36 protein-coding genes are annotated in these 26612 nt (G+C 57.2%); 8 read left to right on the top strand and 28 right to left on the bottom strand.

Annotated features, from left to right (window positions below; genetic code table 11):
- Nucleotides 1-70 precede the first annotated feature (70 nt).
- Nucleotides 71-643 carry a hypothetical protein gene (locus D7024_RS14575; RefSeq protein ID WP_165859274.1) on the bottom strand — a complete coding sequence of 191 codons (573 nt, stop codon included), beginning with the start codon at nucleotides 641-643 and terminating at the stop codon, nucleotides 71-73.
- Between D7024_RS14575 and D7024_RS14570 the strand changes: the two genes are divergently transcribed.
- The gene (locus D7024_RS14570) at nucleotides 596-1390 is read left to right on the top strand and encodes a hypothetical protein (RefSeq protein ID WP_125185621.1); all 795 of its coding nucleotides are present in this window, start codon (nucleotides 596-598) and stop codon (nucleotides 1388-1390) included. The genes D7024_RS14575 and D7024_RS14570 overlap by 48 nt on opposite strands.
- A 104-nt stretch (nucleotides 1391-1494) precedes the next feature.
- Here D7024_RS14570 and D7024_RS05080 read toward each other — a convergent pair whose 3' ends face one another.
- The 21 genes from D7024_RS05080 to D7024_RS04985 all read right to left on the bottom strand — a co-directional run bounded on the left by D7024_RS05080 (nucleotide 1495) and on the right by D7024_RS04985 (nucleotide 18813).
- Complete coding sequence (locus D7024_RS05080) at nucleotides 1495-1680, bottom strand: Flp family type IVb pilin (RefSeq protein WP_243113698.1); 186 nt, start codon at nucleotides 1678-1680, stop codon at nucleotides 1495-1497.
- A 19-nt stretch (nucleotides 1681-1699) separates the two neighbouring features.
- Complete coding sequence (locus D7024_RS05075; RefSeq protein ID WP_121450812.1) at nucleotides 1700-2515, bottom strand: type II secretion system F family protein; 816 nt, start codon at nucleotides 2513-2515, stop codon at nucleotides 1700-1702.
- A gap of 12 nt (nucleotides 2516-2527) precedes the next feature.
- A complete protein-coding gene (locus D7024_RS05070; protein ID WP_165859273.1) occupies nucleotides 2528-3346 on the bottom strand; it encodes a type II secretion system F family protein in 819 nt (272 codons plus the stop codon).
- Entirely contained in the window at nucleotides 3340-4677 is a 1338-nt protein-coding gene (locus tag D7024_RS05065; protein ID WP_121450810.1) for a TadA family conjugal transfer-associated ATPase, read from the bottom strand. Before D7024_RS05065 ends, D7024_RS05070 begins: the two co-directional genes overlap by 7 nt.
- Entirely contained in the window at nucleotides 4678-5562 is an 885-nt protein-coding gene (locus tag D7024_RS05060; protein WP_121450809.1) for a CpaE/TadZ family protein, read from the bottom strand. It abuts the gene before it with no gap.
- Nucleotides 5563-6225, bottom strand: a complete 663-nt coding sequence (locus D7024_RS05055) for an SAF domain-containing protein (RefSeq protein ID WP_121450808.1) — start codon at nucleotides 6223-6225, stop codon at nucleotides 5563-5565. It abuts the gene before it with no gap.
- Entirely contained in the window at nucleotides 6203-8143 is a 1941-nt protein-coding gene (locus tag D7024_RS05050) for a hypothetical protein (RefSeq protein WP_121450807.1), read from the bottom strand. Before D7024_RS05050 ends, D7024_RS05055 begins: the two co-directional genes overlap by 23 nt.
- Nucleotides 8144-8269: 126 nt before the next feature.
- Nucleotides 8270-8683: a hypothetical protein gene (locus D7024_RS14565; protein ID WP_125185620.1), complete on the bottom strand. Its 414-nt coding sequence runs from the start codon at nucleotides 8681-8683 to the stop codon at nucleotides 8270-8272.
- Nucleotides 8684-9260: 577 nt separating this feature from the next.
- Nucleotides 9261-10376 carry a M23 family metallopeptidase gene (locus D7024_RS05040; RefSeq protein ID WP_121450805.1) on the bottom strand — a complete coding sequence of 372 codons (1116 nt, stop codon included), beginning with the start codon at nucleotides 10374-10376 and terminating at the stop codon, nucleotides 9261-9263.
- A 24-nt stretch (nucleotides 10377-10400) separates the two neighbouring features.
- Nucleotides 10401-10964, bottom strand: a complete 564-nt coding sequence (locus tag D7024_RS05035; RefSeq protein WP_121450804.1) for a hypothetical protein — start codon at nucleotides 10962-10964, stop codon at nucleotides 10401-10403.
- A 56-nt stretch (nucleotides 10965-11020) separates the two neighbouring features.
- Nucleotides 11021-12823, bottom strand: a complete 1803-nt coding sequence (locus D7024_RS05030; RefSeq protein ID WP_121450803.1) for a hypothetical protein — start codon at nucleotides 12821-12823, stop codon at nucleotides 11021-11023.
- Nucleotides 12820-13017, bottom strand: coding sequence for a hypothetical protein (locus tag D7024_RS05025; RefSeq protein ID WP_121450802.1), 198 nt, complete (start codon nucleotides 13015-13017; stop codon nucleotides 12820-12822). Before D7024_RS05025 ends, D7024_RS05030 begins: the two co-directional genes overlap by 4 nt.
- Before the next feature lies 1 nt (nucleotide 13018).
- A complete protein-coding gene (locus tag D7024_RS05020; protein WP_165859272.1) occupies nucleotides 13019-14833 on the bottom strand; it encodes a VirB4 family type IV secretion system protein in 1815 nt (604 codons plus the stop codon).
- Complete coding sequence (locus tag D7024_RS05015) at nucleotides 14814-15578, bottom strand: TraC family protein (protein WP_121450800.1); 765 nt, start codon at nucleotides 15576-15578, stop codon at nucleotides 14814-14816. Before D7024_RS05015 ends, D7024_RS05020 begins: the two co-directional genes overlap by 20 nt.
- Nucleotides 15571-15867, bottom strand: coding sequence for a PrgI family mobile element protein (locus D7024_RS05010; protein ID WP_121450799.1), 297 nt, complete (start codon nucleotides 15865-15867; stop codon nucleotides 15571-15573). Before D7024_RS05010 ends, D7024_RS05015 begins: the two co-directional genes overlap by 8 nt.
- Nucleotides 15868-15879: 12 nt before the next feature.
- Nucleotides 15880-16263, bottom strand: a complete 384-nt coding sequence (locus D7024_RS05005) for a hypothetical protein (protein ID WP_121450798.1) — start codon at nucleotides 16261-16263, stop codon at nucleotides 15880-15882.
- A 14-nt stretch (nucleotides 16264-16277) separates the two neighbouring features.
- Complete coding sequence (locus D7024_RS05000) at nucleotides 16278-16661, bottom strand: hypothetical protein (protein ID WP_121450797.1); 384 nt, start codon at nucleotides 16659-16661, stop codon at nucleotides 16278-16280.
- Complete coding sequence (locus D7024_RS04995) at nucleotides 16648-16887, bottom strand: hypothetical protein (RefSeq protein ID WP_121452471.1); 240 nt, start codon at nucleotides 16885-16887, stop codon at nucleotides 16648-16650. Before D7024_RS04995 ends, D7024_RS05000 begins: the two co-directional genes overlap by 14 nt.
- Before the next feature lie 293 nt (nucleotides 16888-17180).
- A complete protein-coding gene (locus tag D7024_RS14725) occupies nucleotides 17181-17339 on the bottom strand; it encodes a hypothetical protein (protein WP_165859271.1) in 159 nt (52 codons plus the stop codon).
- A 1-nt stretch (nucleotide 17340) separates the two neighbouring features.
- A complete protein-coding gene (locus D7024_RS04990) occupies nucleotides 17341-17811 on the bottom strand; it encodes a DNA N-6-adenine-methyltransferase (RefSeq protein WP_121452470.1) in 471 nt (156 codons plus the stop codon).
- 147 nt (nucleotides 17812-17958) lie between these two features.
- Nucleotides 17959-18813, bottom strand: a complete 855-nt coding sequence (locus D7024_RS04985) for a tyrosine-type recombinase/integrase (RefSeq protein ID WP_121450796.1) — start codon at nucleotides 18811-18813, stop codon at nucleotides 17959-17961.
- A 115-nt stretch (nucleotides 18814-18928) separates the two neighbouring features.
- Between D7024_RS04985 and D7024_RS04980 the strand changes: the two genes are divergently transcribed.
- Nucleotides 18929-20032 (top strand): three-Cys-motif partner protein TcmP, encoded by a 1104-nt coding sequence (locus tag D7024_RS04980; RefSeq protein ID WP_121450795.1) that lies wholly within the window; start codon nucleotides 18929-18931, stop codon nucleotides 20030-20032.
- A gap of 134 nt (nucleotides 20033-20166) precedes the next feature.
- On the opposite strand, the gene D7024_RS04975 is transcribed toward D7024_RS04980, so the two are convergent.
- Both D7024_RS04975 and D7024_RS04970 read right to left on the bottom strand, forming a co-directional pair.
- Nucleotides 20167-20613 carry a hypothetical protein gene (locus tag D7024_RS04975; protein WP_121450794.1) on the bottom strand — a complete coding sequence of 149 codons (447 nt, stop codon included), beginning with the start codon at nucleotides 20611-20613 and terminating at the stop codon, nucleotides 20167-20169.
- A 773-nt stretch (nucleotides 20614-21386) separates the two neighbouring features.
- Complete coding sequence (locus D7024_RS04970; RefSeq protein WP_121450793.1) at nucleotides 21387-21602, bottom strand: helix-turn-helix domain-containing protein; 216 nt, start codon at nucleotides 21600-21602, stop codon at nucleotides 21387-21389.
- A 152-nt stretch (nucleotides 21603-21754) separates the two neighbouring features.
- Here D7024_RS04970 and D7024_RS04965 point away from each other — a divergent pair, with 152 nt between their 5' ends.
- The gene (locus D7024_RS04965; protein WP_121450792.1) at nucleotides 21755-22066 is read left to right on the top strand and encodes a helix-turn-helix domain-containing protein; all 312 of its coding nucleotides are present in this window, start codon (nucleotides 21755-21757) and stop codon (nucleotides 22064-22066) included.
- A 143-nt stretch (nucleotides 22067-22209) separates the two neighbouring features.
- Here D7024_RS04965 and D7024_RS04960 read toward each other — a convergent pair whose 3' ends face one another.
- Complete coding sequence (locus tag D7024_RS04960) at nucleotides 22210-22440, bottom strand: helix-turn-helix domain-containing protein (protein WP_165859270.1); 231 nt, start codon at nucleotides 22438-22440, stop codon at nucleotides 22210-22212.
- Between the two features lie 145 nt (nucleotides 22441-22585).
- Here D7024_RS04960 and D7024_RS04955 point away from each other — a divergent pair, with 145 nt between their 5' ends.
- Nucleotides 22586-22909 carry a helix-turn-helix domain-containing protein gene (locus D7024_RS04955; protein WP_121450790.1) on the top strand — a complete coding sequence of 108 codons (324 nt, stop codon included), beginning with the start codon at nucleotides 22586-22588 and terminating at the stop codon, nucleotides 22907-22909.
- Nucleotides 22910-22912: 3 nt separating this feature from the next.
- Entirely contained in the window at nucleotides 22913-23263 is a 351-nt protein-coding gene (locus D7024_RS04950; protein WP_121450789.1) for a hypothetical protein, read from the top strand.
- 7 nt (nucleotides 23264-23270) lie between these two features.
- Here D7024_RS04950 and D7024_RS04945 read toward each other — a convergent pair whose 3' ends face one another.
- Complete coding sequence (locus D7024_RS04945; RefSeq protein WP_121450788.1) at nucleotides 23271-23495, bottom strand: helix-turn-helix transcriptional regulator; 225 nt, start codon at nucleotides 23493-23495, stop codon at nucleotides 23271-23273.
- An 85-nt stretch (nucleotides 23496-23580) separates the two neighbouring features.
- Between D7024_RS04945 and D7024_RS04940 the strand changes: the two genes are divergently transcribed.
- Together D7024_RS04940 and D7024_RS04935 are read left to right on the top strand one after the other, a co-directional pair.
- The gene (locus D7024_RS04940) at nucleotides 23581-23811 is read left to right on the top strand and encodes a helix-turn-helix domain-containing protein (protein ID WP_121450787.1); all 231 of its coding nucleotides are present in this window, start codon (nucleotides 23581-23583) and stop codon (nucleotides 23809-23811) included.
- A gap of 17 nt (nucleotides 23812-23828) precedes the next feature.
- The gene (locus D7024_RS04935; protein ID WP_121450786.1) at nucleotides 23829-24143 is read left to right on the top strand and encodes a hypothetical protein; all 315 of its coding nucleotides are present in this window, start codon (nucleotides 23829-23831) and stop codon (nucleotides 24141-24143) included.
- Nucleotides 24144-24433: 290 nt separating this feature from the next.
- Here D7024_RS04935 and D7024_RS04930 read toward each other — a convergent pair whose 3' ends face one another.
- Nucleotides 24434-24661: a helix-turn-helix transcriptional regulator gene (locus D7024_RS04930; RefSeq protein ID WP_121450785.1), complete on the bottom strand. Its 228-nt coding sequence runs from the start codon at nucleotides 24659-24661 to the stop codon at nucleotides 24434-24436.
- A gap of 155 nt (nucleotides 24662-24816) precedes the next feature.
- On the opposite strand from D7024_RS04930, the gene D7024_RS04925 reads away from it, so the two are divergent.
- Nucleotides 24817-25464: a LexA family protein gene (locus D7024_RS04925; RefSeq protein ID WP_121450784.1), complete on the top strand. Its 648-nt coding sequence runs from the start codon at nucleotides 24817-24819 to the stop codon at nucleotides 25462-25464.
- 14 nt (nucleotides 25465-25478) lie between these two features.
- On the opposite strand, the gene recA is transcribed toward D7024_RS04925, so the two are convergent.
- Nucleotides 25479-26555, bottom strand: a complete 1077-nt coding sequence (gene recA, locus D7024_RS04920) for a recombinase RecA (RefSeq protein WP_121450783.1) — start codon at nucleotides 26553-26555, stop codon at nucleotides 25479-25481.
- Between the last annotated feature and the right edge of the window lie 57 nt (nucleotides 26556-26612).

Here is a 26612-nt window from a genome sequence, read left to right as displayed (position 1 = left end):
GTAGAAGGCCCGGTCGGCGAGTTCCGCGGCAAATCGTTCCGTAGTATGACCCCCTTTAAGGGATAGCGGTTCAAACTGTGATGAAACGCCACCAGAGGCCGGCGTGCCAGTGGTAAACCTTGCGGTTGTAAGGCACCAGCAGGGTGTAGAACGCAAAAAAGCACGCCCAGAGCAGCAGTAATGCCCGGTTGCCCTCCGTCACCACCAGGCCGGTAAGAGATGTCGTTGCAAACCACGCCGCCGCTGCGTAACCTCCCAGCAGGGGCACCAGGATGAAACTGCACCCCGTAAGACAGTCGAGGTACACGGAAGCAGGCATGGATTTGACCCACCTGCCGAGCGCCCGCGCAAAAGGAACCAGTACTGCCGGGAGGATAAAGTCCGCGCCAAGGAGAAGAAGATAAAAAGTCAGGCAGACGCGGAAAACACCGGCCACCTGACCGGTTTCCCCAAAACGGTTCCAGTCACTCAGAAATTGAAGCCACAAAACCGGTTCCACGTAGCCGTGAGGTACCGGCCCGGCGGGGCAACTTTTCCATTCGATGCCTACAAATCGCAGAAAAAGAAATATAAACAGGGGCAGGAACACCAGGTCATGAAGGAGCATCACGTACCACAAGGAACGAAAAATCCAGAAAAGCACGACTATAAGCCTCTTCGGAATGAGAAAAAACTGTACAGCTGCTTCCCTGAGAGGGAGCTCCTGCGTGCCGGGCTCCGCTGCGCTCCCGCGGTAACATGCCGGCACGTACTTGTGGTCGGCTTTTCCTGCGTAAGCATTGTGGCCGTCACTGCTTGCTCCGGCTTTTTCACCGCCTTCCTGCTGCAGGGAATCACTTCTATAGCAATGTGGGTTGGCCTTTTCTTCTCCTTTTTCGCGATCTTCCTCCTGATCTGGAAACTTGTGAATTGCTATTTCCTTGCCCGAAGCGTTCAGGTCACCCCCATGATATATGCTCTCCGGAAGAAGGATGCATGGGAACTTCACATGTCGCCTCTCGCGTACCGCGTCTACGAAAGTACGAAAGATCCCAGCGTAAGCATTAAATACGAACTTGCAACCGCCGCCTTCCTCGTTTCGAAGAACTCGGATGAAGCGGGGGTCAAAGTCAAATTTCAAACCTGGCTCTTCCGGGATGGGCAGATACCGGGCACCGGCATTTCCGGGGTTCCCGTCCGCACGATCCGGCGTACGGTCCTCGCCGTTACCACGCTTCTTCTCTCCACGAAAACGGGCAAAAACCTTCTTGAAAGAAAACCTCCCGATTTCAGGGTTTTGTTTGCGAAGTATTATGCTTTTTCTCTGACACCTGATGATGTACTCGCTTTGGTCAATTCCGTACGGGAACTCCGGCCCGGCGCGGTGGAAACAAATGCCCAAGCAGAATAAGAAAAAAATGTGCGCGAAAACCATGAAAGCCCACAACCACAGCCACAACGGCGGCAACACCTCCTCAAGAAAAATCCCCGGGTTTGGTAACCCGGGGATCTTGACTAGCCCGTGCTGTCCAGGGCTTCCTTGACCCTGTTGAACTTGTTCACCAGGGCAACGCCCAGAGCGGTGAGAGCCGCGATGCATACCACCGCCACCAGGGCCAGGATCAGGCCGTACTCGGCAATTCCGGCTCCCGACCGGTCGCGGTGAAACCTGACCGCCAGGGTTTTGACTTTATTCAGCACCGGATATCACCTCCTTCAATTAGTTGCCCAGGGCGGCAACCAGGTGCCAGACGACGGGGAACCCCACCAGAACCAGCATGGGGAACAGGATGAACATGATGATCGGGAAGATGATCTTGACCCCCAGTTCCCCGGCCACCCGCTGGGCCTCGTAACGGCGGAGGAGCTGCATCTGGGCGGCGTGCTGCTTCACCGTTTCGGCCAGGGGTGAGCCGTAACGCTGGGCCTGCTCGATGACCCTGACCAGAGCGGTCAACTCGTCCACCCCGCACCGGGCCGCCATCTCCGCCAGGGCGTCTGTGCGCCTCTTCCCCACAGCCATGTCGCGGCAGGCACGCTGGATCTCGGCCCCCAGCTCCCCCTTCAGCGAGGAGGCCACCTGTTCCAGGGCAGTCAGGATGTCCGCCCCGGCGGCCAGCGCCGTGGAAAACATGATGGAGAAGTCCGGCAGGTCCCGCCTGATGGCGGCCACCCGGCTTTTCACCCGGTTGTTGAGCCACCAGCCGGGCAGGAACCAGAGCGCCAGCGCCGGGACGATCCCCCAGTATATGTCCAGGAACCCGAACAACGCCGGCGGGACGAACAGGGCCATGCAGGCCAGGGGAAGGGCTATACGCAAACCCGCAAACACCTCCGGCCGGATGTCCAGGTTCGCCTGGACGATTTTCCTTTCCAGCAGGGTGCGGGAATCGCCGGAAGAGAACCTTTTCCCCGTGCGGGCCAGCAGTTCCTCCGCCCTCCCCCGGACGTCTTCCGAAAAAAGAGACGGCTTCTTCAACATTAAAGCGGCTATACCCGCCGACGCCAGCAGAGCCGCCATGAGACGCAGATCCATATTTCCCCCTCCCTACTGCGATACCCCGGCCATCATCTTCTTAACCACCACATTGCCCAGGAAGATCATCGCGCAGCACATTATAAATACCGCGCTCCCGGGCAGCGTGTGGAAGAGCGGCCCGGCGAACTCCGGGTTCACCGCCCGGGCAAACCCCACCACCAGGAAGGGCAAACCGGACAGTATTTTCAGCGTCATGCGGCTGTCGGCGGTAACCGCGTCGATGAACGCCCGGAAGCTTTCCCTCTCGTAGTAGGCTTCCAGGGCGTGGTCGCATATGGCCGCCAGGTCACTACCCGTCCTGCTGTACAGGCTCAGGCCGACGGTGAGGACCCGCAGGTCTTCCCAGCCCGTTTCCTGGCGCACAGTATCGAGGGCCTGGACAATGGTCTGCCCGGTCCTGGTCCTGCGCAGCACTTCAAAGAAAACGTCCCTGGCCGGCCGGGGCATGTTCGGCACGGCGTCCTCCAGGGCCTGGTAGGGATTCAGGCCGCCCCGTACCGCGCTGGCCAACTGCTGCAGCACGTCGGCGAACTGCACCCGCAGGAGTTCTTTTCTCCGGGCTTCCTGCACGCCACGCCACCACCTGGACACGTAAAAGCCGCCCAGCGAGGCGGCGGCAGCAAAATAAACCGTCCCGGTCACCGCGTAAGCCAGGAGGGCACACCCGGCAGCCCCTGCGAGCAGCACGGGAAGATCCTGTTTCACGGCCGTCCTGCGTTCTTTAAGCCTTACGGAACGGGTGCGGCCGGAAAGATTCGGGCCGAAGATGAGTACAAGCAGGGCCAGAACGGTGGCTCCGGCGGCGGCAATGCTCAAAAGCGTCAGCACGTCCAGCCCCCCTCTTCCCGGAAAATCCGCTCCCGGGTGAATTTTGACGCCACCCAGACCAGCCTTTCGGCAGAACGGTCGTACTGCCAGAGGGGGTTCAGCCCCACGTTGAGCACTCCCTCGGGCGTGCGCTCGACGCCGGTCACCTCCACGATGTGGTCCAGCCGCCGCCGTCCCGACCGGTCTTTGAGGACGTGGATGAAGATGTCCACCGCGTCGGCTATCTGCTCGATAATGGCCTCGTAGGGCAGGTCGAGTTCGGCCATCTGGACCATGTTGACCAGGCGCCGGGTGCCGTGACGGGCCGAGTTGGCGTGGATGGTCGTCATGCTCCCCAGGTGGCCGGTGTTCATAGCCTGCAGCATGTCAAAGGCCTCCCCCGCGCGGCACTCCCCGATGATGATCCGCTTGGGGGCCATGCGCAGGGCGTCAACCATCAGGTCCCGCTGGGTGACTGCCCCCTTTCCCTCCTGGTTGGGCGGTTTTGCCTCAAGGCGCCTGACGTTCCTGTGCTGCAGCTGCAGTTCCGCAGGGTCCTCGATGGTGATGATGCTCTCCTCGTCGGGAATGAAGGAAGCGATGCAGTTCAGGAGGGTCGTCTTGCCGGAACTGGTACCGCCGCATATCACGATGTTCATCCGGGCCAGAACGGCCGCCTTGAGGAACTCCAGCACCTCCGGGGTGAGCACCCCCCGCTTGAGCAGGTTTTCCACCGTCATGTCCTGGCGGAACCGCCGGATGGTGATGGTAGTGCCCTCCACGGCCACCGGGGGGATGTGGGCGATCAGCCGGGAGCCGTCGAAAAGCCTGGCGTTCACCCGGGGACTGCTGATGTCGATACGCCGCCCCGTGGGGGCCAGCATACGCTCCAGTATGTCGCGGCAGTGCTGCTCGTCCCGGAAGCGCACCCCCTCCGCCACCCGCTCAATACCGTGCTTTTCAACCCGGATCAGGTCGTACCGGATCACCTTGATCTCGGTAACTTCCGGGTCGTAAAAGAACTGCTCGATGGGGCCGAAACCGAGGAGGTCGTCCGCAAGCTCCTCGGCCAGGGCCGCCGCCGCACCGCTGCCTATGGGGATGTCCAGCTCCACCAGGGCACGCATCACTATGCTCCTCAGCCGCGAGCGCACCAGCGGGTCCCGGGACTTCCCCAGTTCCTCCGGCTTCAGCTGTTGCCTCAAAGCCAGCTGCACGTAACCCCTCAGCCGGGAAAGGTTCTCCTGGGAGATAGCCGCGTCCTGGCCCTGTTCAGTATCGGCGGTGGCAATTTCCAGCGGCACGACCTCGTTCAAGTTACCGGCCAGTTTCCTGATCAGCTCTATATCCATTCAGTCAAACACCTCCTCCGTGAAAGCGGACACCGCCCGGGAGAAGGGGTCTTTGGGTCTGGCGAGCGCTACCACCTGTCTCCGGTTGTTATATTCCATCACCGCATCGCTGTACGGCAGGATAGCCTTGAATTCCACCCCCAGGGGATTTTTGTCCACCAGGTCGGCGACACGTATACCCCCGGGCACACCGGCCTTGTTCAGCATTACCGCCGAGCGATCTTCGCACCCGAGCCTTTCCAGGTAGTTCACGGTACCCCCGAGCATGTCGATGCTTGCCCGGTCGGGAGTGATGACGGTGAACACCCTGTCGGAAACCACCGCGGCGGCCCAGGCCGGGTTGGCCCCGTTTACCGGCGGTGCGTCCACCACCACGTACTCGTAGGCATCTTTCAGGATTCCGAGGACCCGGAAAACAAGAGCGGGATTGACCCGCTCCAGATCGTCGTAGTGCACCACGCCGGGCACCAGGGCCAACCCGCACTGGTGCTCGTAAACCGATATGTGCCGCCTGTCTTCAGCACTCTCCCAGTCCAGGATGTTCACCGGACAGTCGGAAGGCAGCCCGAACCTGGATCTCACCGCGCCCACCCCGTTGAGGTCCACCAGCACCGTCCCGGCATGCCTGGCCAGCAGGGCGGCTACGTTTGCCGCCACGGTGCTCACGCCGTCCCCACCCTTGGGAGAGTGGAAGGTTACTATCTTCCCCCGCCCCGGCAGGGCCCCGGGGGAGACCGGAATGCCGTCGATCATCCCGGGGTTTTCCTTTTCCCGTTCCCGTTCCTCCTGCTCCGCATGCTCCGTTCCCGCTGCAGGCCCCCACAGGATCAGGCTCTCCCCGGGTTCCTGCATATCCTTCTTCTTTTTCCTGCCCAACCCGAACATTTACCTGACCCCCTCCCGGGGCAGGAGGGCTATCGCCGTCCTTTTGCCCCTGACGATGGAGTTGGCGATTTTTTTGGCCTCCTCGGGCGTTACCGCCACCACCACCGGCCCCTTGGCGCCCCCGGTGCCGCCGAATACGCCCTCGCCCTGCGGCCTGTCCCCGGGCACCTCGAGAACCACGGCATCACGGGCTATGAGTTCCACGACCGTGGCCGCCGTTTTCGAGGCTGCATCCCCGACCGGCACTTCCCCAAAGACCATCACTTTATCCCCTGCGGAAAGCCCCTTCAGCCCACTTTCGGCGGGCAGGTCCACGGCCACCCTTCCGGGGGCCAGGGCGTTGAGACGGGCCTGCAGGCTCCCCACTCCCGCCTTTACGTGCGCCTTCCTGACGGGGTCACCCGGCAGAAGGGTGCCGAGGGTTACGGTTTTGCCGATTACCTCCCGGACGTCCGACACGGCGTCGGGAGGTACGTCCACCCTGGCCATGGGCTGGACCTTCACCATGTCGCCGGTGATAATAGTACCCACCGGTATTTTCTTCTGGGCCTTGACCACCGGCACCGTCGGCGCGGTAATCCCGATGATGTACCAGACAAGAGCGCCGGACAGTACGACCAGGACCAGGGCTGTTAAAACGTTAACCAGTTTGTTTTTTGGCAATGCTCCTCATCCTTTCCCAGTAAAACTCTCCTTCCACCCCCCGCACCAGGGCTTCGGAAAGGGCGTCCGCCGGGTTGTGGCGGATGGTCAGCACGGGGTTCAGCTGTTCCGGCACGACCGGCGGCACCCCCCTGAGGTCTATGCCCGCCACCACGTTTTCCCTCCCCTCTTTCAATTGCCGGAACCAGAGCAGGGCCGTCTTCAGCTCCACCGGGTCCCCGCCGGGGACGACGCACATCACTACCGAGCGCCCGAGGAATACCGCTTTACCGGCCAGGCTGACGTCACCGCCGAAGTCGACCACCGTGTAGACGGCAGTCCTGCGTGCCTGCTTTATGAGCTCGATCACGCCGTCCCTGCCGCAGTCCAGGTCTTTTGCCGGGTCCACCGGCCAGAGCTTTAGCCTGTCACGCACCAGGGGAACGGCCGACCCGGGCACACGCCAGTCACACATGATGAGTTCCTCGTCGCTCACGTCCAGCCAGACCGCACCCGTGCTCTCCTTCGCCGCGCATATAAAGGCCACTTCGTTTCCGGTGGCCGCGAACATCCTCGCCGCCTGAGCGGCGATTCTGCCCGCAAGACCCGGACGCCAGGGCGATACGACCGCCAGAAGTCCCCCGGGGACTACGGATGCCGGATTTTTCCCTTGTGCCTCATGAAGGGGCACATCCTTTTCCGCTTCGTCTTCCGGGGTTACCTCCTCCAGCGGCACGGATTCTTTAACAGATGCCCCGGGCAGTACGAACCGGAACTTTTTTTCCGGCCGCCCGCTCTTCCGGGGTTTCTGTTTCTTTTTCGGCTCGGGCTTTTGCACCGCCGCCGGTCCGGCTTGCCCGGGCTTCAGCTCACGGATCAGGAAGTTGACCAGGAAGACCAGTTCTTCCCCGGAGACGAAACCGCCGGGCGGGCAGGTAAGTATGTGGCGCACCCCCGCACTGGCGGCCTCTTCCGCCATTTCCCTGCCTGCATCGTCCAGCTCCCCGGCAATGAACAGAACGGCCGGCACCCTGGTTACCGCCCATGCGGCGAGCTTGTGAGCGTCGGCTATGCCTCCGGCCGGCCCCGGACGCATCAGTACGGCTATATCCGGGGCGGCGTTTTCAACGGCTTCTTTAAAATCTTCCGGCGTCCTGGAAGCGTGGATTACTTCCAGAACGCCGTCAAATACCCCCTGGAACCATTCTTCCAGCTGGTCGCTGCCAAGTCCCAGGAGCACTTTAGGGGTGCCCGAAACCACCCTGTTTAGAACAGGAATACCGCTACCCGTATCCTGCGGGGGTTTGTAGTCCGGCTCTACGGCGTCTTCTCCTCCCGGAGTTGATCTTTCCGGCTCCGGGTCGTTTCCGGCCTGCATTTTTTCCTGTTCAGGTTTACCGGCTTGATTGATGCTAACCGGACGGAGCTGGTTCAGCTTTCCAAGCAGCCCCGCTTTTTTTCTCTTTGCCTCACCTGCTTCCACTTCCCCCACCGCTGCTTCGTCGGGCTCCAGGCCCGCCTCGGCCAGTGTGGCCGGGTTCAGCGGACTCGCTACGCCTCCGGTTACCATAAGCCCCCTCACCAACTCAGCCGCTTCCTGGGGAGATGCGGGGTTTTCCAGGCGGTACAGGACCTGGGCCGGGGAAGCAGGAAGGAAAACTAAGTCCCGGATTCCCAGGGCGCCAGCATAGGGTACCAGAGGGCTATCCCGCCGGGCCAGGAGCACCACGCGCAGGCCGGCGTCGAGGAGAGCCTTCAGTGCCTCCTCGTGGGGCACAACCGGTTCCAGGCTGTCGGAGTAAATTACGGCGTCAGCACCAAACTTCACGGCTGCCTGAACGGCCAGGTCGTTCACGTACAGCTCCCTGACTTCGTGATCCGCACCCCGAAGGTAGCCTGCCAGGACTTCTGGATCCGGATGCGCCAGGAGAACGAGCATGATTTGCCACCACCCCATCCAATCAGAAAAGGAACAACATTTTCCCGACTACCGTCAATAACAAAAGGGCGCTTATCGCCGCAACGGCAACCAGCATTTCTTCTTTTATCCACCGCGTGCCTGCGCTCATATTAACGTCCTCCCCAAGCCCCAAAATAAAACGATTGCACCCTCGAAAAACAAAAGCAGGGCAAACCCGTCCAAAATTTCAAAAGCCACCTCGGCATGTATCATTTTAGCAACAGCACCCTGATAGGTCTCGTAGCCCTGCCCATCAAGATAGGAACACATCCAGCGCCTCGAAAAAAGGCAGGCTCCAACCTCCTCCTGCGTGATGGCCGCCAGGGCAATTAAAGGAAAGCTCAGTAAAACGGCCAGCAGAGCTAAAGAAATTGCCTGGTGCGGCACCCGCCAGCCCACAAAAAAAGATATGGCCACGGGAGCCACCATGCTGATCGCGAGCCTTAACGGGGTTGATGCCAGCAATTCGGTAAGGGGATGCGGTTTAGCCGCGTGCCCCGCTTCGTGAGCTGCTTCCAAAAGTGCCCACAGACCTTTGCTCCCCGGGGGGTAACTCAGGAGGACCGTCTTTTCTCGCGAAATGTACCGCCCTCCCCCAACCGGGGAATAGACAGCTCTTACGTTCCCGACCAATTCAGCAACGACTCCAAAGTTGTCGAGGGGTCCTTTAATTTCAGCCGCCAAATGGCTTTCTTTAATCCGCCTGAAAAGCTTCGAAAAGTACGACCTCATTAACAACAACGACACCACTCCAATCATAATCATTGAAAAGCCGAAAACTAACACCGACAGAGAACCCATTTGTCCCACCCCCTCCCAAAACGACGTTTTCCTGATCCGATTCGCTGTGGGAGAGGTCTGTCCTTTCTAAAAAAGCACCATTGCCAGTATGAACCAGCTCCAGGCGCCGAGCATCCACCACACCGACGCCAGCGCCCGATTGTCCGCAACATGCTGTGCTCCCACCAAACGGGCGATGAGGTAAAAGGTGCAATTTAATAGGCACCCCACCGCATAAAGTACAGCAAGGGACAACACGACAGCTCACCGTCCTTTCTGCGTCGGATACCCCGACCTTCAAGCCCGGGGGAGAATATTAACTTAAAACCAACAACGGGTCTATCCAGCTATTGGTATTTAGCTTCTTTACCCCGAAGTGCAGGTGCGGACCGGTGGCTTCACCGGTGGCCCCCACCAGGCCAATCTGGTCGCCGGGCCTTACGGCCTGGCCGTCTACGGCCAATATCCGGGACAAATGGCAGTAGACGTACTCATAAGTGCCGTCCCGGACGACCACGAAATTACCCGATTCACTGTCGTACCCGGTCGTGACCACACCGCCCGACACCGATACGACCGGTGTCCCCTCCGGCGCGGCGATGTCAATACCGTTGTGCATCCTCCATATATGCAGGGTCGGGTGGTACCTCATGCCGAAGTAACTGGTGATGTCGCCCCTGCCCGTCCCCGGCACCGGCCACACCGCCGGGGTGCGGTAGGCTTGCGCCGCCGTGACGACCTTATCTATATAAGGCTTCGCTCCCACAACGTCCGCTCCATAACCACCATAACGTGCAAGAGCTGCATGTAAGTCTGAATCATTTTTCCAACCATCACCCTCCCATTCCAGTCCCCGGGCGTCAAAGAGGGAGACCAGGTACAGCGCACCGACGATAATCTGCGCCCTGGGATTCCACTTATCCCGCTCCGGGTCGAACCCGGCGGCCCGCGCCCGTTCAGGCCAGTAGTCCGGGTGCTGCTGGGTCAACCCGAAACACCCGGTCCTGTCGTTAACGGCCAGAGGATTCCAGTCTGATTCCTTTTGAATCAACCCTGCCAGAAACCAGGCGGGTATACCCGTGAGCTTTTCAGCCTCTTCCAGAAATGTCCGGAACTCGGCAGGGATCCCCGCACCGGAGGCCCAGGCGTAGGTCACACCGAAGGCATGATCCAGCCAGGCCAGCCATTCTTTCCTGGCCTGTGTGAAGGCTATACCCGCGTTAAAGACCATGTCCCCGGCCAGCTCAATGTCTGTTGAACCAGACGGCAGTCCGAGCGCTTTCGCCAAGTAAGCCTCCAGGTACTTCCTGCCGTTGTCCAGGGTCTCGATGCCTGCAAGTTCTTCGTAAGTCACCGAACCACCGTCACCGTAGGTTTTTGTCACCCATCGGTAGCGGTAAAGATTGTGGCCCCTGATCGTGTAAGCCTCCACCAGGAGGTAAACCGTTTCTGCAGTTCACCCATCCTTGCCGCAGTAGGTGACTTTGCTTTCCTTGTAATAAAACCAGGGGCGTAATTCCTTCGCCGCTTCCCGGATTTTTGCCTCCACCCAGGCCCGGTCGGCCATACGGTCCGTCCCCGCCGTTTGTAGCGCCCGGTACAGCACCGGCGCGTAGGCGTCCCCCCATTCGTTGACCAGCTTCGTGTCCTGCCCGTAGCGGTCCACCAGGCGTCCGAACGTGTACTCGCCTTTACCCGGGTACCACGCGCCATCACCGGGGACGAGCCAGGTTTCTTTCACGTTCATTTCCGCCACCCGCGACTTCGCGAAGTCCCGGATGGCCGCGTCCGCTTGGGACGGCTTCACGCCGGTCAGGTGCTGGTCCCCCGGCATGGCCGCGTAGACCGCCGCGAAGAGGAAGAGGGCCAGGGCCACCGCAATAAAAAAGATGATCAGGGGCGGTCCCAGCGTACCGATGATTACGGCCACCAGCTTCGACCCGGACTTTTTGAGCAGCTTTAGTGCGGCCCTTTTCAAAGCCTGCTGCGCCAGACCACGTCCCATTCTGCGGTAGCTCAAAGTTTAATCACCTCAAAAAACAAAAACGGGCACCTTTCCGGTACCCGCAGTAATCATTAATTCCTATACCTTAATCCGTCCAGTCCTCTTTGCGCCGCGTCATATGCCGCGTAAAGCTTCGCCTGCCGCTGCCCCAGGGCCGGGTTCCAGGCGCTCATGGCCGCCGTGGAAAGCACCCTGCCGGCGGCCCCGGTGACGCTGCCCGCCCCGGTCTCGGCCTTTAAAGCCTCCCCGAAGCCCACTTTTTCTTCTTTTGACCGCCGGGCCGCCTGCAGGGTGGTGCCGGCTACCACAGAAGCGCCCCTGGTCATGGCTGCCGCCAGGGACGCCCCGGTTTTCACAATGGCTTCACCGCCGGGCACTACACCGCCGACAAAGCCGCCGGCGATGCTCGCCCCGGTGCGGGCGAACTCACCGGCCCGCGAGGCGGTGTCGGTTGCCGCCAGAAGTCCCGTTATTGACGGGTTTTGAACCCGTCCTTTCAGCGGTGACCCGGGCGGAATGACTTCCGACCCGGTTACCGGGTGCGTCGTCTGACCAACTGCGGAGTGTGTACCTAACATCCCGTAGGACGAACCCATTCCTCTGGCCGCCACCGGCGGGCTGCCGGAAGAGCCGGCAGGCATTTCGCCGCGCAGATCCGGGGAGGTAAACCCGGCCTGCCGCCGGGGAGCAGGTTGAATCCCGCCGGGCGTGCCGCCCCACCCGCCCGGAGGCGGGCCCTCTGGTGCTTCGCCTCCGCCGGAAGCGGGGCTTTCCCCTTCCAGCGGGAGGGGTCGGGAGGCGAAAGTCGCCGCACCCAGCCGGGCAAGGGACACCACCCCGCCCAGGCCCAGGGCGGCCATCGCGCCGGTGGCCACGGCCTTCTCGTTCAACCCCGCCGCTCTGGTGAAAATACCCATCATGGAATTGCGCAGGACCTCCGACAGCGGTACGACCGTGTACAGGTATATCAGTACGGCCAGCCAGGAGGCCTCCAGGTTTTTTACGTCCGCCAGGATGAGGATGGTACCCAGCACCAGGGCGTGGGCCACGGGCATGAAAGCGTTGGACGCCAACTCCCCCAGCCAGACGGCCGCAGCGGTAACGTTTTTGTTGCCGGCCCACATGAGGGCCATCAAGGGGGTGAACACATAGAACACCGTCAGGGCCAGCTTGCGCACCAGGTAGATGACGTTCAGGTAACAGAAGAACAGGAAGAACGCCAGCTTGACCACGGCCGTGGCCAGAACGGAGCCCGTACTGACGTTCACCCCGCCGAAGTTAACTCCCCAATCGCCCACACTTCTGCCCGTACCCTGGACCACGTACTGGAAAGCCCCCTCAACTCCGTCCAGCAGGACCGATGAAAGCCACATGAAGGTTTCCAGGACGAAGGGTGCGAGCACGATGATACCGACGGCCAAAAACCAGCGTTGGATGGACTCCATTGCCTCCCGCCTGGCCCCCGGGTTGGCCGCCGCGTAGAAAAACTTGAACGCGGTGACCGCTATAACGATAAGGTAAAAAGGAGCGGCTATCGAGCATAAGGCGACGAACCATTCTCGCAGGTTACCCCTTTCGCCCTCAGTCTCCCAGGGGACGAAACGCTTCTGGTCGTCCGGAACCCCCTCCAGGAACACCAGTTGGTCTATGGATTTGAACCCGGCGGCCTTCAGCGCACCTTCGGAAATCCGAATGGGAAAAGTTATCAGGGAGGCCACGATTTTCTCGAAGGTGCCTCCCCGGTCCTCCGGCGCCCACGGGTCTCCGGCTGCGTCTTCCGGCTGATCTTGTATTAAATCAACCTGCGCCAGTGCAGGGGCCAGGGGAAAAAGGAGCAGGAGCAGGGCGAAAAACAAAGCCGCCGCCCGCTTCATGGCCCCCACTTCCTCATGCGGGCTTTGATTGCCTCCGGGAACCCGGTGGGTTGGCGGTTCAGCTTCTTCGCACGCCAGATGCACCAAACGAGCCAGACCACATAGGACACTACGGTGACGGCCAGGCCAATAAACAAACCCAGGAACATGGGCAACAACGGGGTCACCGGGTTGTATTCGTGGTCGTCTTGCATGCTATCCCCCCACCTTCGTTTCAACGTATTCCCACTCGAACGGTGCGGGCGTAACCTGCACGGCAAAGGTCTGCCCGGAAACCCGCAGGATGCCCAGGCCGGGCCGGGCATGTTCCCCCGAGAGAATCTTGCGGCACCCTTCGGAGAGGTGGAAGTATTCTATGACAGCTTTGACCGCATGCTCCTCCTGCCTCAACACCAGAATTGTCGCGCAGGACTCGATCACCGCCCGGCCCGCCTCCCTGGAGGCGAATTCTTCAAACCGCTGGGTGGCGATGGTCAGGGCGCAACCGTGCTTGCGGCCCCTCCGGGCCAGGGTTTCCAGGTAAAGCGCCGCGTCGGGGTGTCTGAGAAACATCCAGGCTTCATCCACGGCCACGCACTTGGGCACCTCCCTGCCGCCCCGCTGGGCGAACATCTGCCAGAGCCAGGAAAGCACGGCGTATACGCCCACGAAGCGCGCCAGGTCGTCGCCCAGACCCTTGAGGGCAAAACATATATATGGCGCTTCCTTAAGGGTCAAGGTGGTCTGGCCGTCGAACATCCCCAGGGAACCGCCGGAAAGAAGCGGTTTCATGCCGTCCGCCACCCTTTCCCCGCCGGGCTTGGCCGCCAGGCGTTTCTGTATATCCGAAAGGGTGGGCATGGGCTTTTTTATGCCGCCTTCGTAAAGGCTTCCCGGGTCGTGCGTTACGCCCCTCGCCCGGTATTCCTCCAGCACGGCTTCTTCCAGCAGGGCCGCCTCCCGCGCCGTGAGGCCGTCCCCGGAAAAGTACCGGAAAACGGCCCCTACAAGACCTCGCACGTCGGCAACTTTATCCAGTACATTCACCCGCCAGGTTCCGTCTTCCTGTTGTTCCGGCTCCAGCTCCAGGGGGTTCATTCCGGAAAACACACCGGGTTTCAAGCGCACCACCGGGCCGCCCAAAGCCTCCGTGAAGCGAATGTACTCGTTTTCCGGGTCCACAAAGGCCGTCCTTACCCCCCGGTAGCCTTCCAGGAGGGCGATGTGCCGTTTCGATACGGACTTGCCCGAACCGGACTCGCCGGAAATGAACAGGTGCTGGTTGGGGATAATTTTTTCCCCGGCAAACCGGTCGAGCAGGACGGGGGACCCGGTGAAATAGTTGAACCCCAGCATTATGCCTTTCGTGTGGCCGCTCCCGGAAGCCGTTACGGGGAGGCAGCAGGCCCCCACGCCGGTGGTCATGTTCCTGGCGAAGTCTTCCACCCGGTTGGAAGCAAAGGGCAGAACGCTCTTCAGCCCCGCCGCCTGCCGCAACACCAGGGGGTGGGCCAGCACGCCGCGCCGGGCCAGCACCGATTCCACCAGGTCGCAGCGCCTGCGGAGCTCATCTTTGGTATGGCCATGGACGGCTATGAACAGTGTGCCGTGAAATAGCCTGTCCTGGCCGAACTGCACGGCCTCCCGGAGGCTGCGGTAGTCCCGGATCTGGGCCTCCAGTTCCGGCAGGCGGTAAATGCTCCCCGCCTTGCGATCCAGGTCGTACTGCGCCCTGGCCTGTGTCTCGCGGCGGGTCAGGTTTTTCAATACTTCCCCGTCCGGCACGGGCTCCAGGTGGATGGACAGATCCACGTCCCCCGCAAAAAAGATTTCATCAAGAAAACCCACCGTCACTTCGCGGGGCAGCCCTAATACGCCGTAAACTTTACACCAGCGGTCGCCTAAAGCAAGGCAGTCGAACTCATCAATAAGCCCCGACGGACTGAAAAGGTTCTGCACCCGCAGGACGTGCCGGGTCAGGGGATCTTTCTCCACCGATTCTTGTTTACGCCTACGCTGCAGGAACCGCATCCTCATACACATCCCTTTCGCCCACGTGATACAGGCACAATACCCCGGCTTTAACCGCCTCCGAAGGCCGCCAGGCGCGTCCTCTGTTCAACAGGTGCGCCAGCAGGTCCACAAGGGCCTCGGAAGAAAGCGGCTCCAGGCGTATCTTCGCTCCCGCCAGGGCCACCGCAAGGGTATTTGCCCTGGCCTGTAATTCTTCCAGAGCATGGTCGAAGCCCTTCACGGTGTTATAGGAGAGCACTACGTAGGCCCGCCGGGCCGATACCGCACGCTCCTGCATCAAGCCGGTTAACCAGTTGGCACGGGCCAGGGCCATGTCCGCCAGTGTACCCGGCAGGCTTGGAGCCATCTCACGCAGTTCCTCCACGGCGGCCCTGGTGTCCACCGCCTCCGAGGTAACCAGGAACTGCACCGGATAGTTCAGCTGCCGCAGCGCGCCCCGCAGGGCGTCCTCGACGTTATTCTGCTCGTTCTCGGATAGAAGCCAGTAGTCCGCCGCTGTAATACGGCACACCATGCGGTAGCGATCCCCGGTCAGGATCAGGAGGCTTCGCCGGACGTCCTTAACCTCCCAGAAATCTTTCAGGCCACTTGATGCCCGGCGGGGGCCCGGGGAGGCGGGTCGCCCGGCCCCGGCGCGGGACTCCGTTGTACGGCGGGGCCGCGCATAGAACCAGGCCAGCATGCCCACGGCAGCCGAAAGTACCAGGAAGGTCGCGGTAAACCAGGCTCCCACTCTACTCATCCCCCTTAAGGTAAAACGCCCTCCCGCTCCGTTTCCAGCAGAACCAGTGCCACAGGAATACGTCCATGGGAGTGTGATACAGCTTTACGAAAGCTATAGCCATACCCGCCGCACAGCCCAATCCAAAGAGTGCGAAGCGTACGGGGACGGGAAAGAATACCGCTGCCGCCCCCGCCATGCCCCCTAATGAGGCTCCGGCCACGATGTACACGAACTGCTTGAAGCTTAGCAGGCCACCAAAGATCCGTTCCGGCTCGGTTATCTGTACGGGCACGGGGTAACGCCGCATGAACACCACCCTCTACTGCCCGGCTTTGGCCATAAGGCCGACGATAAAACCCGCCACCAGCATAGATCCACCAAGGAGGACGCCGCCGCCCAGTATGTAGGGCAGGGATCCCATTGCTTCGGCCCGTTTCTCGGGCCTGTTTGCCGTGGTGATGATAAGGAAAGCAGTCCATGCAACAGCAATGAAAATAACGAAGGCACCAATCGGCATGAGAATTTCTTTGAAGATATTAACCAGCTTTGTAGCCACATCTTCAGCCGTACGCTCAACTATACCCCCGGCGGCCCAGGCTTCAGTAGCGGCCAGCCAGGAGCCCAGAAAAACAGGAATACCGACCAGCCTTGTAACCAGCGAGCGAATGCGGTTTATAGCTTCCAGTGGACGCACATAGTTCATAACCCAACCCTCCTCTATCTTGTAACATACTGGGCCAGACCCTTGACCAGACCCACGATGTATGGCGCTCCATAGAAGAGCAACAAACCGAAACCTATGGACAAAACTGCACCGACGACTTTTTGAAATAGTTTCATGCCGCTGAAGAGTACCAGCAGCGCGGCTACGCCCGCCACGGCCAGCATGATCTTGGCCACGGCGTCAGTCACGGGACCGGCCGCTTTGTAGGCACCGTCAATCATAGTGTTGACCTTCTGCGCAAACTGGTCCGGGCTCACCGGCTGGATCCCGCCGGACTCCGCTGCCGGAACCTGCTGGTCGTCCGCGATCGCGGGTGTTGCCAGGACAAACAGCATGGCAACCAGCAGAAGGGTGATTCCGGCTTTACCCGGCAACATTTTCACCAGCCCCCTTGTTAACTTTCTCAGCCGTCCTGTAGGCATCGTAGATGCCGTACAGCCAGACGACCGGTAGCAGAATGAATCCGATTACCACCGCGCAGAGCAGGCCGGAAATACCTGCCGCTACGAAAAGCGCAATGCCCTTGCCGACCTGGCCGTTGTAGATTTGACCCAGGCCGCAGATCAAAAAACTCAGCACCGCCGCAAGTCCGGGGTTTTTCACAAAAAACAGCTCCTTTCTGTTTGTAGCGCAGCCGGACACGGGGTACAGAAAACGTCCCCTCCTTCCTCCCCGGGAGATTTTCCAGCCGCGCCCGGGTTGTACAAAAAAGCCCGGCACTGAGCCGGGCGAAAGGAAAGGGGAGGAATTTTTGGGGGAAGCCGGCCCGCCGTCCATCCGGGCCGGGGCTTCAGGCCCCGGTTATCCGTCGCGAACGGGCCAGCGAAATCCCTATCCGGCCCACCAGGCCAGCAAACCGCACAAAATCCGACTAGGAAGCGCGTACGCCAGAGCATTTACCCCACCTTCTTCTTAGGAAGCCAAAGCCCGTTTATCGCGCATCTCACCCGGTGCATGGCCCGGTCGAGCATGTCAGCCACCGTGTAAAGCTTATCAACATCGTCCCCGGCCTGCTTAATTTTATTCAGCGCTTCTTCTACCGCGTTGAGCGCCACACTATTTCACCCGCATGGTTCTCACAACCGGCCCATCCGACGCTGTTTTCCCCGGAGTAAACACCACCACCGCCGATGGAAATGGTGCGCTGTTCTCCGCACCACCGAATTTTAACCGGCCTTTAACGAACCTGATCTCCGCAGCCCGCATGACGTACCGGTGCCACCACCGCGTGTCCGTCCGGGCCGGAAGCAAGGCCACTACGACAGCGCCTCTCCGGGCTTCGTTGTACGCCTTTTCTACCCAACGCCCGATTTCGCGGCCATAGGGCGGGTTCATCCAACAGGTTTCCGGTGCCCATGGTTGCAAAAGGCCGTTCTGTTCGGGCGTGAAATATCGCAGACATTTGGCGTTTTCCGGACGGGCGCAAACATCCAGGGTGAAACGAAATTCGGCATTCAGCGCCTCAAAGAAGGTTTGCGGAGTTTCCCATTCCCCGGTTCGCGAAGAAAACATCCCTTCATTCAGCATTAAGGCAACCCTCTCCGGTGGCTTTACAAGATAATAATCAACAACAAAAGCCCGCGTTTCCGCGGGCCGCAAAACCGGGAGGTCAAACCGCCCCGCCGCCCCTCCCGAAAACGGCAGCTTCCATAAAAAATAGGGGACACGCGCCCCCTACTCCCAGCTCAGTTTCTCCACGGCCTTCTCCAGGTCCTGCACTCCGGGCCTGGTGTACCGCGCTGTCGTGTTCAAATTAGAATGACCCGCTAAAACCGCCACCCGGTCCAGGCTCTCCCCCGCGTCCACCAACATCTTGCAGAAGGTGTGCCTCAACTGGTGAGGCGTAACCTCCACCCCCGCCAGCCGGGCGTACTTCTCCAGGATCTTTTCGGCAGCCCGGGCAGTCATGTGTCCCTTTCGCCCGGGAAAGAGCCAGTCGCCGCCGGGATGGACGGTAAGCCACTCCTGGATTATTCTCCGGGCCGTGACGTTCAACGGCACTTCCCTGCGTTTTTCACCCTTGCCCTCACGGACCGTCACCCAGCCTGAACGTTCCCGGATCACCAGGTCCTCAACATGCAGTGATACCGCCTCGGAGACCCGCAGGCCGGTATGAAGCAGAATCGCCAGCAGTGCCCGGTCCCTGGGAATGCCGTACTTCTGCACGGCCCTCACCAGCGCCCCTAACTCCTGCCTCGTGAGCCACCTGGGAGCCCCGCGCTGCTCCGGCACCCTCCTGATATCTTCCGTCGGGTCGGAAGGGACCACGCCGCTGGACGCAGCCCACGAAAAAAAGGACGACAGGGCATCCAGGTGAAGGTTCACTGTGGCCGGCCTGCGGTTCCCGTTCAGCAGGTACCGGCGATAGTCGGCCACGTCCAGCGGCGTAACGGAAGCCGGGTCGAATGGAGAACCGGTCGTATCCTCCAGCCATTTCATAAAGCAGCGCAGGGCCCCTGTATATGCTGTTATGGTTTTTGAAGAACAATTCCGGTTCTTCAAGTACTCAACGAACCCATCCAGCCCCAACTACAGTTCCCCCTTGTTTGGCGCAAGTAAAAAGTCTTAACATTATCTTGATAAAGGAGGGATTTTACCAAAAAAGACGAATATTAGCAGTAACATCAACCGGGGAGGTTTTTCAATGAAAAATATTATTTGGCCTCTTAAGGAACACTCAAGAGCGAAACATACTGTGCTTCGGGAATATCTTAAAGCATGGTTTCCGATCCTGGGACAATCTTTTTCCAGGATACTATATATCGATGGCTTTGCCGGACCTGGGCTATACAGTACTGGTGAAGAAGGTTCTCCATTAATTGCACTCCGGATAGCCTCCGAACATTCCCTTCAACGCAATTTTAAGGCCGAAATCAGAATGTTTTTTATTGAAAGCGATAAAGAAAGAGCTACATTCCTAAAAAGTTTATGCCAGGAAAGATTCCCCAGTGCAGCATTGAAGAGGAAGAGAATCTTTTACGAAGTGATTCCCACTTCCTTTGAAAATGTCATGGAACAAGTTCTTTCCGAGCTAAAAAAGCAAGGGAAAAGACTGGCACCGTCATTTGTCTTTATTGATCCATTTGGAATTTCCGGCGTACCTTTAGAGTTAATAGCTAAAATTCTCCAATACCAGAGCTGTGAAGTTTTGTTTAACTTCATGTATGACGCCGTTAACAGATGGTGTGAAACACACGAACCTAAGACTAATCTCTTGTTCGACACTGATGAATGGAAAAAAGCCCTCTCCATAAATGAGTCTGAAAAACGAAGGGATTTCTTGACCAACCTTTATCTCCGCCAATTAAAAGAAATTGCCGGTGCTCGATTCGTACGTTCTCTTGAAATTCGGGATAAAAATAACCGAACAAAATATTTTCTCTTTTTTGCTACAAATCGCATCGAAGGATTAAAAGAAATGAAAAATGCTATGTGGAAGGTAGATCAAAGCGGTTACTTTTGCTTTTCGGCTTACGAGAACCTTAAATACACTGGCCAATTATCCATATTTGATGGAGATGAGATTCACCATCGAACTCTTGCTTCTCTACTCCATGAAACGTTTAGGAACAGCAAGTTATCCATCGAGAAGGTAGAGGAATTCGTTATCATCGAAACCCCTTACCTTCAACGACATGTGCGACCTGCTTTGCACCTTTTGAAAAAGTACAACCCTCCTTCGAAAATCTACTTTACCCTAAGCCGCAGTCTCATCCTCTTTCTTCTCCAGAGTAACCTTGTACCCTAGGGCTGGTACACCAGAAGTTCGCTTCCTAACCATTTTCATCCTTCGTGGTGCCGCATATTAGCGGCATGGGGGACTCCTAATTGAAAAAATTTGACTCATTTTAACTCATCTTAATATTGAAGATCTGCCATACCCTAACCCAGTCCCCCCAGCTTTGCGTTCCATGCCTGCCCTACGGCTGCACTCTTTATGCGGCCGGAGCTGTTCTTCCACTTCGTCCGCTTTCCACCACAATTCGCGATTGTACCCCCGCCGGCCTCCGCCGCGGCCAGTCTTGAAACGTCCTTAGCATTTATGTTCCCGGTTTTCCTGGCTGATCGTTGCCGCCGTGCCATATTCCGTTGCCTCTTGAATTCCCTTATGTCCCCTTCACTGTATAAAGAATCATATGTAACACCCAGCATCCCGGCCAGCAGCCGCAGTCCTTCCGCCTTCTCATGTCTCCACACAATCCTTATGATTTCTCGCCTGGCTCCCGGGGTTGACTGCCGCCGGTATTCCCAGGCATATCTTCTCAGTTCGCTCAAAGACAAAAGACCCACCCTTTCTCCCGCTTTTCGCCGCACGCAGAAAGAGAGCATGCGTGCGCCCCCGGCGCGCCACGTGGAGGCAGCGGTAATTCGCGCCGGTACGGTACCTTGCCCGGAGCTGAGCTCACGCACCGTGGAGCAGACCGCCCTCACACTTTCCCGCCCGGGGTGCGCCAAACGGGAATGGGGAAAGCAGCCCCCTCGCACGGCTCCCTGGTTTCAGGGTTACGGGATGCACCGTCGCGCAGAATACTCCCAGTTATCCCCACAGGGGTCCCCGTTTTTCGATCCGGTGGCCCGGCGGCAACCGACTGCGCCGCGGTGCCTGCTCGGCAGGGCCGAACCGCCGCTGGGGGGAAGGGCTATGTCAAGGAACATCGCCACAGAATTCGTGCACCAGCCTGCACGTCTGTGGAGGGCTTTACCCGGACGGGACGCCATCCCCGCCGCGGGCGCGGCTCTTTAGGGCGGCCGCCTTCCCCCAGGTTTAACCCTCGCTGGCGGGTACGACTGTTTCCCGGACCGTCGTCGTCCTCCCGGCGGTTTCACCCCCCGCCGGCCGGGTCAAGTGGACTGCGTTGCGCTGCACCCCTGGTTTTACTGCCGCAACCACTCTCCCACGCCCCTACGGGCCACTGTATCAGGAGGCGATGCGGCAGGACTTGCAGAGGGGCTTCCGGATTATCCCCTCTCCCATGCCGTCAAGAGCTTGACGGCCAGGGACAGGAGATAATGCGTAATTAATGAAAACAGAGACATTTCCTCATAACTTTACAATTTCGTGTCTGCAGGAAAAATCTGTTTACCGGGAGAACTAAAAGTAATCAAGCTTTATGGAAGTCAGCTTCGTCCAACAGGGCGGTTACGGGTACGTCAAGTGCTGAGGAAATTTTATAAAGGTCTTGAACCGTTACGGCAGTACGTCCGCGCTCCATACGGCTTACCTCGGCCTGGGAAATGCCCAGTTTGGCAGCCAGTTCCGCCTGGGTCAGCTTGCTTTTTTGGCGCAACATACGTATTTTGCTTCCTACCGGGACCATGGCATTTTAACCTCCAGATTTATTATATTCGTTATACGTATTTTAGTCAACATATTTTATACGAATTGCGTGTTTGCAAATTCAACTATTAGGCGATAATATTTCAGAGATAATATTATACGTAATCCGTATATCATCCCGAGGTAGAATTCATGAATGTAGGAGAAAGGATTAGAGAGCTTCGAAAAAGGTACGGCCTGACGGCCAGTGAGCTCGGCGAACTGCTTGGCGTAAGCCAGGCCCAGGTGTCCCGTTACGAAAAGGGTCAGAACGAGATTCCCCTTTCAACCCTTGAACGATTTTGTACCATTCTGGGGATAACCTTACCCGAGTTTTTTGCAGAGGGTGCTTTCGTCACGCCGATCCCTCCCCACCTTCGCCCCTTGATTGATGCCGCCCGGGACCTGAACCGGGAGCAGGTGGAGGCCCTGGCCAATATGATCGTAAAATTAAGGGCTAAGTAGTTATCGTAGCCGCACCATCCCCTCTCCCGCGCCGCCACATTGCCGGCGGTCCGGGACAGGAGATAACGCTTCTTTCGAGAGCCAAGAATTTGTTTTGCTCTCTGGAAGGTTATTCCATGTTTTCACAGAAATATTGTTTTGAGTCACTCTCCCGCTGCCTTTGCCTGTTGCTCGTCCAGCAATTCGGCTACGGTTACCCCCAGGGCGGCGGCAATCCGGGATAGTACATCAATGCTCGGATTTGTCTTGACACCACTTTCTAGCTCACAGAGGTAAGCTGCCGTAATTTTGCTGTCACTTGCCAGCTTTACTTGGCTTACGCCTCTTGACTCCCTTAGTGTTTTTATCTTAAAGCTGATACCATTTTTTAACACGCGGCTCACTCCCTTTGTTATAAGTTTAGCTAACAGCTAAGTTTTCGTCAATAAAAATTTAACCATTAGCTAACAAAAGCTCTTTGCTTTCTGAGTCGTTGAGTTGATAAAATTAGCTCATAGCTAACGAAGGGAATATATTCTTATGGATATAGGCCGAAGAATCAGGGAGATTAGAAAAGCAAACAATCAAAAGTTACTTAACATATCGCAACAAACGGGACTTTCACAGCCGTTCATCAGTGAGATAGAACGCGGAATTAAAGTCCCATCTATTGAAACCCTCGAAAAAATCTGCTCCGCCCTGGGCATCACCCTGGCCGAGTTTTTCGCCGACCAGGCCCCGGAGCTGCCGCCGGACATCCGCCAGATGATAGACGTAGCTCGAAAACTTACCCCTTTGCAACGCGAATTGATCATCTCCGTCATGAAGGAGATGGTGAAAGAAAATCAAACGGGAGGGGAATAATCCGTGTCAGAGCAACTGTTGAAAGAAATCCTTGTTGAACTGAAGGCCCTGAATCAGCGTGTCGGCAATATAGAGCAACGCGTCGGCAACATGGAGCAGCGCATCGGCGACCTGGAGCAGGGCCAGCAGGAGCTCTCCGGGCGCATGGAACGAATGGAAGCCCTTATCGAAAACGAAATTACCGACAAGATCCGCGCCCTCTTCGACGGTTACAACCTTAGAGGCGATGAAATTGAGAACTTAAGGAAACACCTCGATGAACGCCTGGATGCTATAGCTCTGGACATCAACTACCTGGTGAGAAAAACAGCTCAGCAAGAGTTTGTAATCCAGGAATTAAAGCGGGCCAAATAGGTCGGTTTCATTCTCCACCGGGTCCGGTTTCGTCCCGGCTTATCGCCAGCAACTCGCCGACGGGAATACCGAAGAATTTCTCCAGGCGCTGGGCCACCTCCCAGGAGGGATTATGGTGGCCATGCTCGATTTCGCAATAAGTTGATTTAGCCAAACCGAGATATCTTGCTACATCTACCTGTTTTAGATTTTTATTTGTTCTAGCTTTAATGAGATTATGACGAAGTCCCATAGTACCACTCCAGTTAGTTCGGATATTCCGAACCACCCTAACTTTATTGTAGTTCGGGATATCCGAACTGTCAAGAGGTTGTTCCATGATTTCCAAAGTTTTTTCGGCGCGACTCAGGCAATTAAGGAAAGCTAACAATCTCACCCTTGAGCAAGTTGGTCAAGCCATCGGTATGCGTAAAAGTTCGCTGAGTGACATAGAAAACTGCAAACAACCCATCAGCTTTGACGCGGCCATCCGCCTCGCCGACTTCTTTGACGTCAGCATCGATTTCTTGCTTGGCCGGACTGACAACCCCAAAAGCCACAAATCGTAAGCGAAAGGAGAATAGCCATGACCAATGAGGAATTCCAGAGCCTCGTGCTTCAGCAGCTTGGAAAGATTAATAAACGTCTCGATTCTCTTGAAGAGGGCCAGCTCCATCTAGCAACCCGCCTCGACAACGTGGACAACAAGGTGGACAAGCTAGGGCTTCGCCTCGAAAACGAAGTTATCGACAAGGTGCGTGCCCTCTTTGACGGTTTCGCATTGAGGGGCGACCAGATCGAACGACTGCAAAAACACCTCGATGAACGCCTGGACAGCATCGAAACAGACACCCGTTATCTCGTTGCCAGGGTCGCAAGGCTGGAGAAGCTGGCGAAGTAGGTGCGTGTTTCCTGCCCGGTCATGTCCACCTCTTATTCACCCCGGTCATGTCCACCTCTTATTCACTGCGATGCAGGTTGTTTAGGCTCCTCAGCGATAATTTTTAGCTGGTGCATCCTCCCGGCGTTTTCCCTCCGCCGGGTCTAGTTAACTGGTTAACTGCGTTGCACTGCGCTCCTGGGTCAGGGTAATCCCCTCTCCCTTGCCGCCATCTTTACAGCGGCCGGGGACAGGAGACTATATTTCTTTGCTCTCTGGAAGGTTATTCCATGTTTTCACAGAAGTATTATTTACGTGCCCGTTGAACATGACTTAAGGTAATCAAACTGCTCATAAAAAAGCCATTCCACGGACACTCCGAAAAATTTTGCCAGTCTAATTTTGATATGTTTCCTTGGTTCCCGTCTTCCGGCCTCAATGTGAGCAATCATACTTTGAGAAATGCCTATCGCTTCAGCCACTTGTTCTTGTGTGAGACCAGCTTTTACTCTTAAATCTATCAATCGTTCATTTTTCAAAATCTTTTCACCTGCCTTTGTTATGACTCAAGGTAATACCCTCTTGGTCTAAATTATAATTACCTTGGGTAATTTAGTCAATGCCTTTTTACAATAATATTTCTAATGGTAATATGACTTTACCATGACGAATGGTAATACTAGAATTTGTATAGGTGATTATTGTGACCATTTTTGGTAAGAGGTTAAGAGAGCTTCGAGAGAAAAAAAACCTTTCTCAAGAAGCATTAGGAAAGCTTTTTCATTTAAGCCAAAGTATGATCGCTCATTACGAAGCAGGGCGAAAGCAGCCCAGTCAACAGACCCTAAGACAGATGGCCGATTTTTTCGGTGTATCTATTGATTACTTGCTCGGAAGAACCAATGACCCCCGGCCGGTGGATAAAATCATCGAAGACATAGATGGCTGGCCTCGTGGCCCTACGGTATCAATACCCATCCTCGGCGTAATCCGGGCCGGGGAGCCCATATACGCCGACGAGAACATTATCGACTGGGTGGAAGTGCCGGCCGAAGAAGTAAAAAACGGGGAATATTTTTATCTCCGGGTTAAAGGTGACAGCATGATCGGCAGCCGCATCTATCCCGGAGACATAGTGCTTGTACGCCGCCAGGAAACGGTGGACAACGGCCAGATAGCCGTTGTCCTTGTGAATGATGAGGAAGCCACCCTTAAGCGGGTAAAGTTTCTTGAGGAAGCCGTCATTCTTTACCCGGATAATCCCAAATATCAGCCGCAGATATACAGGATTGATGAGGTACGAATACTCGGAAGGGTGATAAAAGTGGAGTTTGAACCGTAAAAAGGAACCCGGAGCTACTCCGGGTCTTTTACCAACGGGATAACCTTGTTTTCTAAAGGCTTCATTTCATTACCGCCGACAATAGCGGCTTTTATTTTTTCAACTATCTGGGCCGTTACTTCCGGGTACGATTTTAAGAACTTCCTCGCGTTCTCCATGCCCTGGCCCAGTTGCTCGCCGTTGAAAGAGTACCACGTGCCGGATTTTTGTATGATGTGCAACTTTTCCGCCATTTCCAGCACATCCCACTCCCTGGAAATCCCTTCACCATGGATCATGCTTACGGTCGTTTCCTTAAATGGCGGCGCAAGTTTGTTTTTGACCACCCTGATCAAGGTTCTGCTCCCGATTATTCCTTCCTTGTCTTTGATGTTTTCCTTCTTCCTCACCTCCAGGCGCATGGAGGCGTAAAATTTGAGCGCCCTGCCGCCTGGTGTCGTCTCCTGAATGGAGTTGAAGTTGCCGTGTCCCCCGCCCACTTTTTCCCGCAACTGATTGATGAATATAACCAAAGTCCTTGTCTTGTTGACAATGGCGGCGAGTTTGCGCAATGCCTGAGACATCAGACGGGCTTGCAGGCCGACCTGGAGTTCACCCATTTCCCCTTCTATTTCCGCCTTTGGCACCAGGGCCGCCACGGAATCTATCGCTATCACGTCTATCGCGCCGCTTTCGATGAGATCCTCGCAAATGTTCAGAGCCTGCTCCCCATAATCGGGCTGTGAAACGAGCAAGTTCTCAATGTCCACCCCGAGTTTCCTGGCGTACAGCGGGTCAAGCGAATGTTCCGCGTCTATAAATACCGCGGTACCTCCCGCTTTCTGCGCTTCGGCTATGGCATGCAGGGCAACGGTGGTCTTACCCGAGGACTCCGGTCCGAACAATTCAACAATGCGTCCGCGCGGCAGGCCACCAATGCCGGTTGCAATATCCAAAGACAGTATCCCGGTGGGTATCGCTTCCACGTTCATTCTCGGGTTTTCACCGAGACGCATGATGGATCCATCACCATATTTCTGCCTGATCCCCTTTAAAGCGTTTTCAAGCACTTCCTCCCTGGTGGCCGGCTTATCTTTCTCCGCTCTTGCCATTTCGCGCACCCCCAAACATATGTTTTAAGGGATTATAAAACAAAACCCGTTCTGATG

Origin of the sequence: Desulfofundulus salinus (assembly GCF_003627965.1) — a bacterium.
In the GTDB taxonomy this organism is placed as follows: domain Bacteria; phylum Bacillota; class Desulfotomaculia; order Desulfotomaculales; family Desulfovirgulaceae; genus Desulfofundulus; species Desulfofundulus salinus.
The sequence above is the reverse complement of the archived record's forward strand: the minus strand, read 5'-3'. Positions and strand labels throughout refer to the sequence as shown.

What these genes read in the sequence shown, in the direction of transcription:
- D7024_RS14570 (WP_125185621.1), top strand. Translation starts at nt 596, where the DNA reads ATGAAGGAGCATCACGTACCACAAGGAACGAAAAATCCAGAAAAGCAC.
- D7024_RS05075 (WP_121450812.1), bottom strand. Translation starts at nt 2,515, where the DNA reads ATGGATCTGCGTCTCATGGCGGCTCTGCTGGCGTCGGCGGGTATAGCC.
- D7024_RS05065 (WP_121450810.1), bottom strand. Translation starts at nt 4,677, where the DNA reads ATGGATATAGAGCTGATCAGGAAACTGGCCGGTAACTTGAACGAGGTC.
- D7024_RS05060 (WP_121450809.1), bottom strand. Translation starts at nt 5,562, where the DNA reads ATGTTCGGGTTGGGCAGGAAAAAGAAGAAGGATATGCAGGAACCCGGG.
- D7024_RS05050 (WP_121450807.1), bottom strand. Translation starts at nt 8,143, where the DNA reads ATGCTCGTTCTCCTGGCGCATCCGGATCCAGAAGTCCTGGCAGGCTAC.
- D7024_RS05030 (WP_121450803.1), bottom strand. Translation starts at nt 12,823, where the DNA reads ATGAAGCGGGCGGCGGCTTTGTTTTTCGCCCTGCTCCTGCTCCTTTTT.
- D7024_RS05025 (WP_121450802.1), bottom strand. Translation starts at nt 13,017, where the DNA reads ATGCAAGACGACCACGAATACAACCCGGTGACCCCGTTGTTGCCCATG.
- D7024_RS05020 (WP_165859272.1), bottom strand. Translation starts at nt 14,833, where the DNA reads ATGCGGTTCCTGCAGCGTAGGCGTAAACAAGAATCGGTGGAGAAAGAT.
- D7024_RS05015 (WP_121450800.1), bottom strand. Translation starts at nt 15,578, where the DNA reads ATGAGTAGAGTGGGAGCCTGGTTTACCGCGACCTTCCTGGTACTTTCG.
- D7024_RS05010 (WP_121450799.1), bottom strand. Translation starts at nt 15,867, where the DNA reads ATGCGGCGTTACCCCGTGCCCGTACAGATAACCGAGCCGGAACGGATC.
- D7024_RS05005 (WP_121450798.1), bottom strand. Translation starts at nt 16,263, where the DNA reads ATGAACTATGTGCGTCCACTGGAAGCTATAAACCGCATTCGCTCGCTG.
- D7024_RS05000 (WP_121450797.1), bottom strand. Translation starts at nt 16,661, where the DNA reads ATGTTGCCGGGTAAAGCCGGAATCACCCTTCTGCTGGTTGCCATGCTG.
- D7024_RS04990 (WP_121452470.1), bottom strand. Translation starts at nt 17,811, where the DNA reads ATGCTGAATGAAGGGATGTTTTCTTCGCGAACCGGGGAATGGGAAACT.
- D7024_RS04980 (WP_121450795.1), top strand. Translation starts at nt 18,929, where the DNA reads ATGAAAAATATTATTTGGCCTCTTAAGGAACACTCAAGAGCGAAACAT.
- D7024_RS04975 (WP_121450794.1), bottom strand. Translation starts at nt 20,613, where the DNA reads ATGCTCTCTTTCTGCGTGCGGCGAAAAGCGGGAGAAAGGGTGGGTCTT.
- D7024_RS04970 (WP_121450793.1), bottom strand. Translation starts at nt 21,602, where the DNA reads ATGGTCCCGGTAGGAAGCAAAATACGTATGTTGCGCCAAAAAAGCAAG.
- D7024_RS04965 (WP_121450792.1), top strand. Translation starts at nt 21,755, where the DNA reads ATGAATGTAGGAGAAAGGATTAGAGAGCTTCGAAAAAGGTACGGCCTG.
- D7024_RS04955 (WP_121450790.1), top strand. Translation starts at nt 22,586, where the DNA reads ATGGATATAGGCCGAAGAATCAGGGAGATTAGAAAAGCAAACAATCAA.
- D7024_RS04945 (WP_121450788.1), bottom strand. Translation starts at nt 23,495, where the DNA reads ATGGGACTTCGTCATAATCTCATTAAAGCTAGAACAAATAAAAATCTA.
- D7024_RS04940 (WP_121450787.1), top strand. Translation starts at nt 23,581, where the DNA reads ATGATTTCCAAAGTTTTTTCGGCGCGACTCAGGCAATTAAGGAAAGCT.
- D7024_RS04935 (WP_121450786.1), top strand. Translation starts at nt 23,829, where the DNA reads ATGACCAATGAGGAATTCCAGAGCCTCGTGCTTCAGCAGCTTGGAAAG.
- recA (WP_121450783.1), bottom strand. Translation starts at nt 26,555, where the DNA reads ATGGCAAGAGCGGAGAAAGATAAGCCGGCCACCAGGGAGGAAGTGCTT.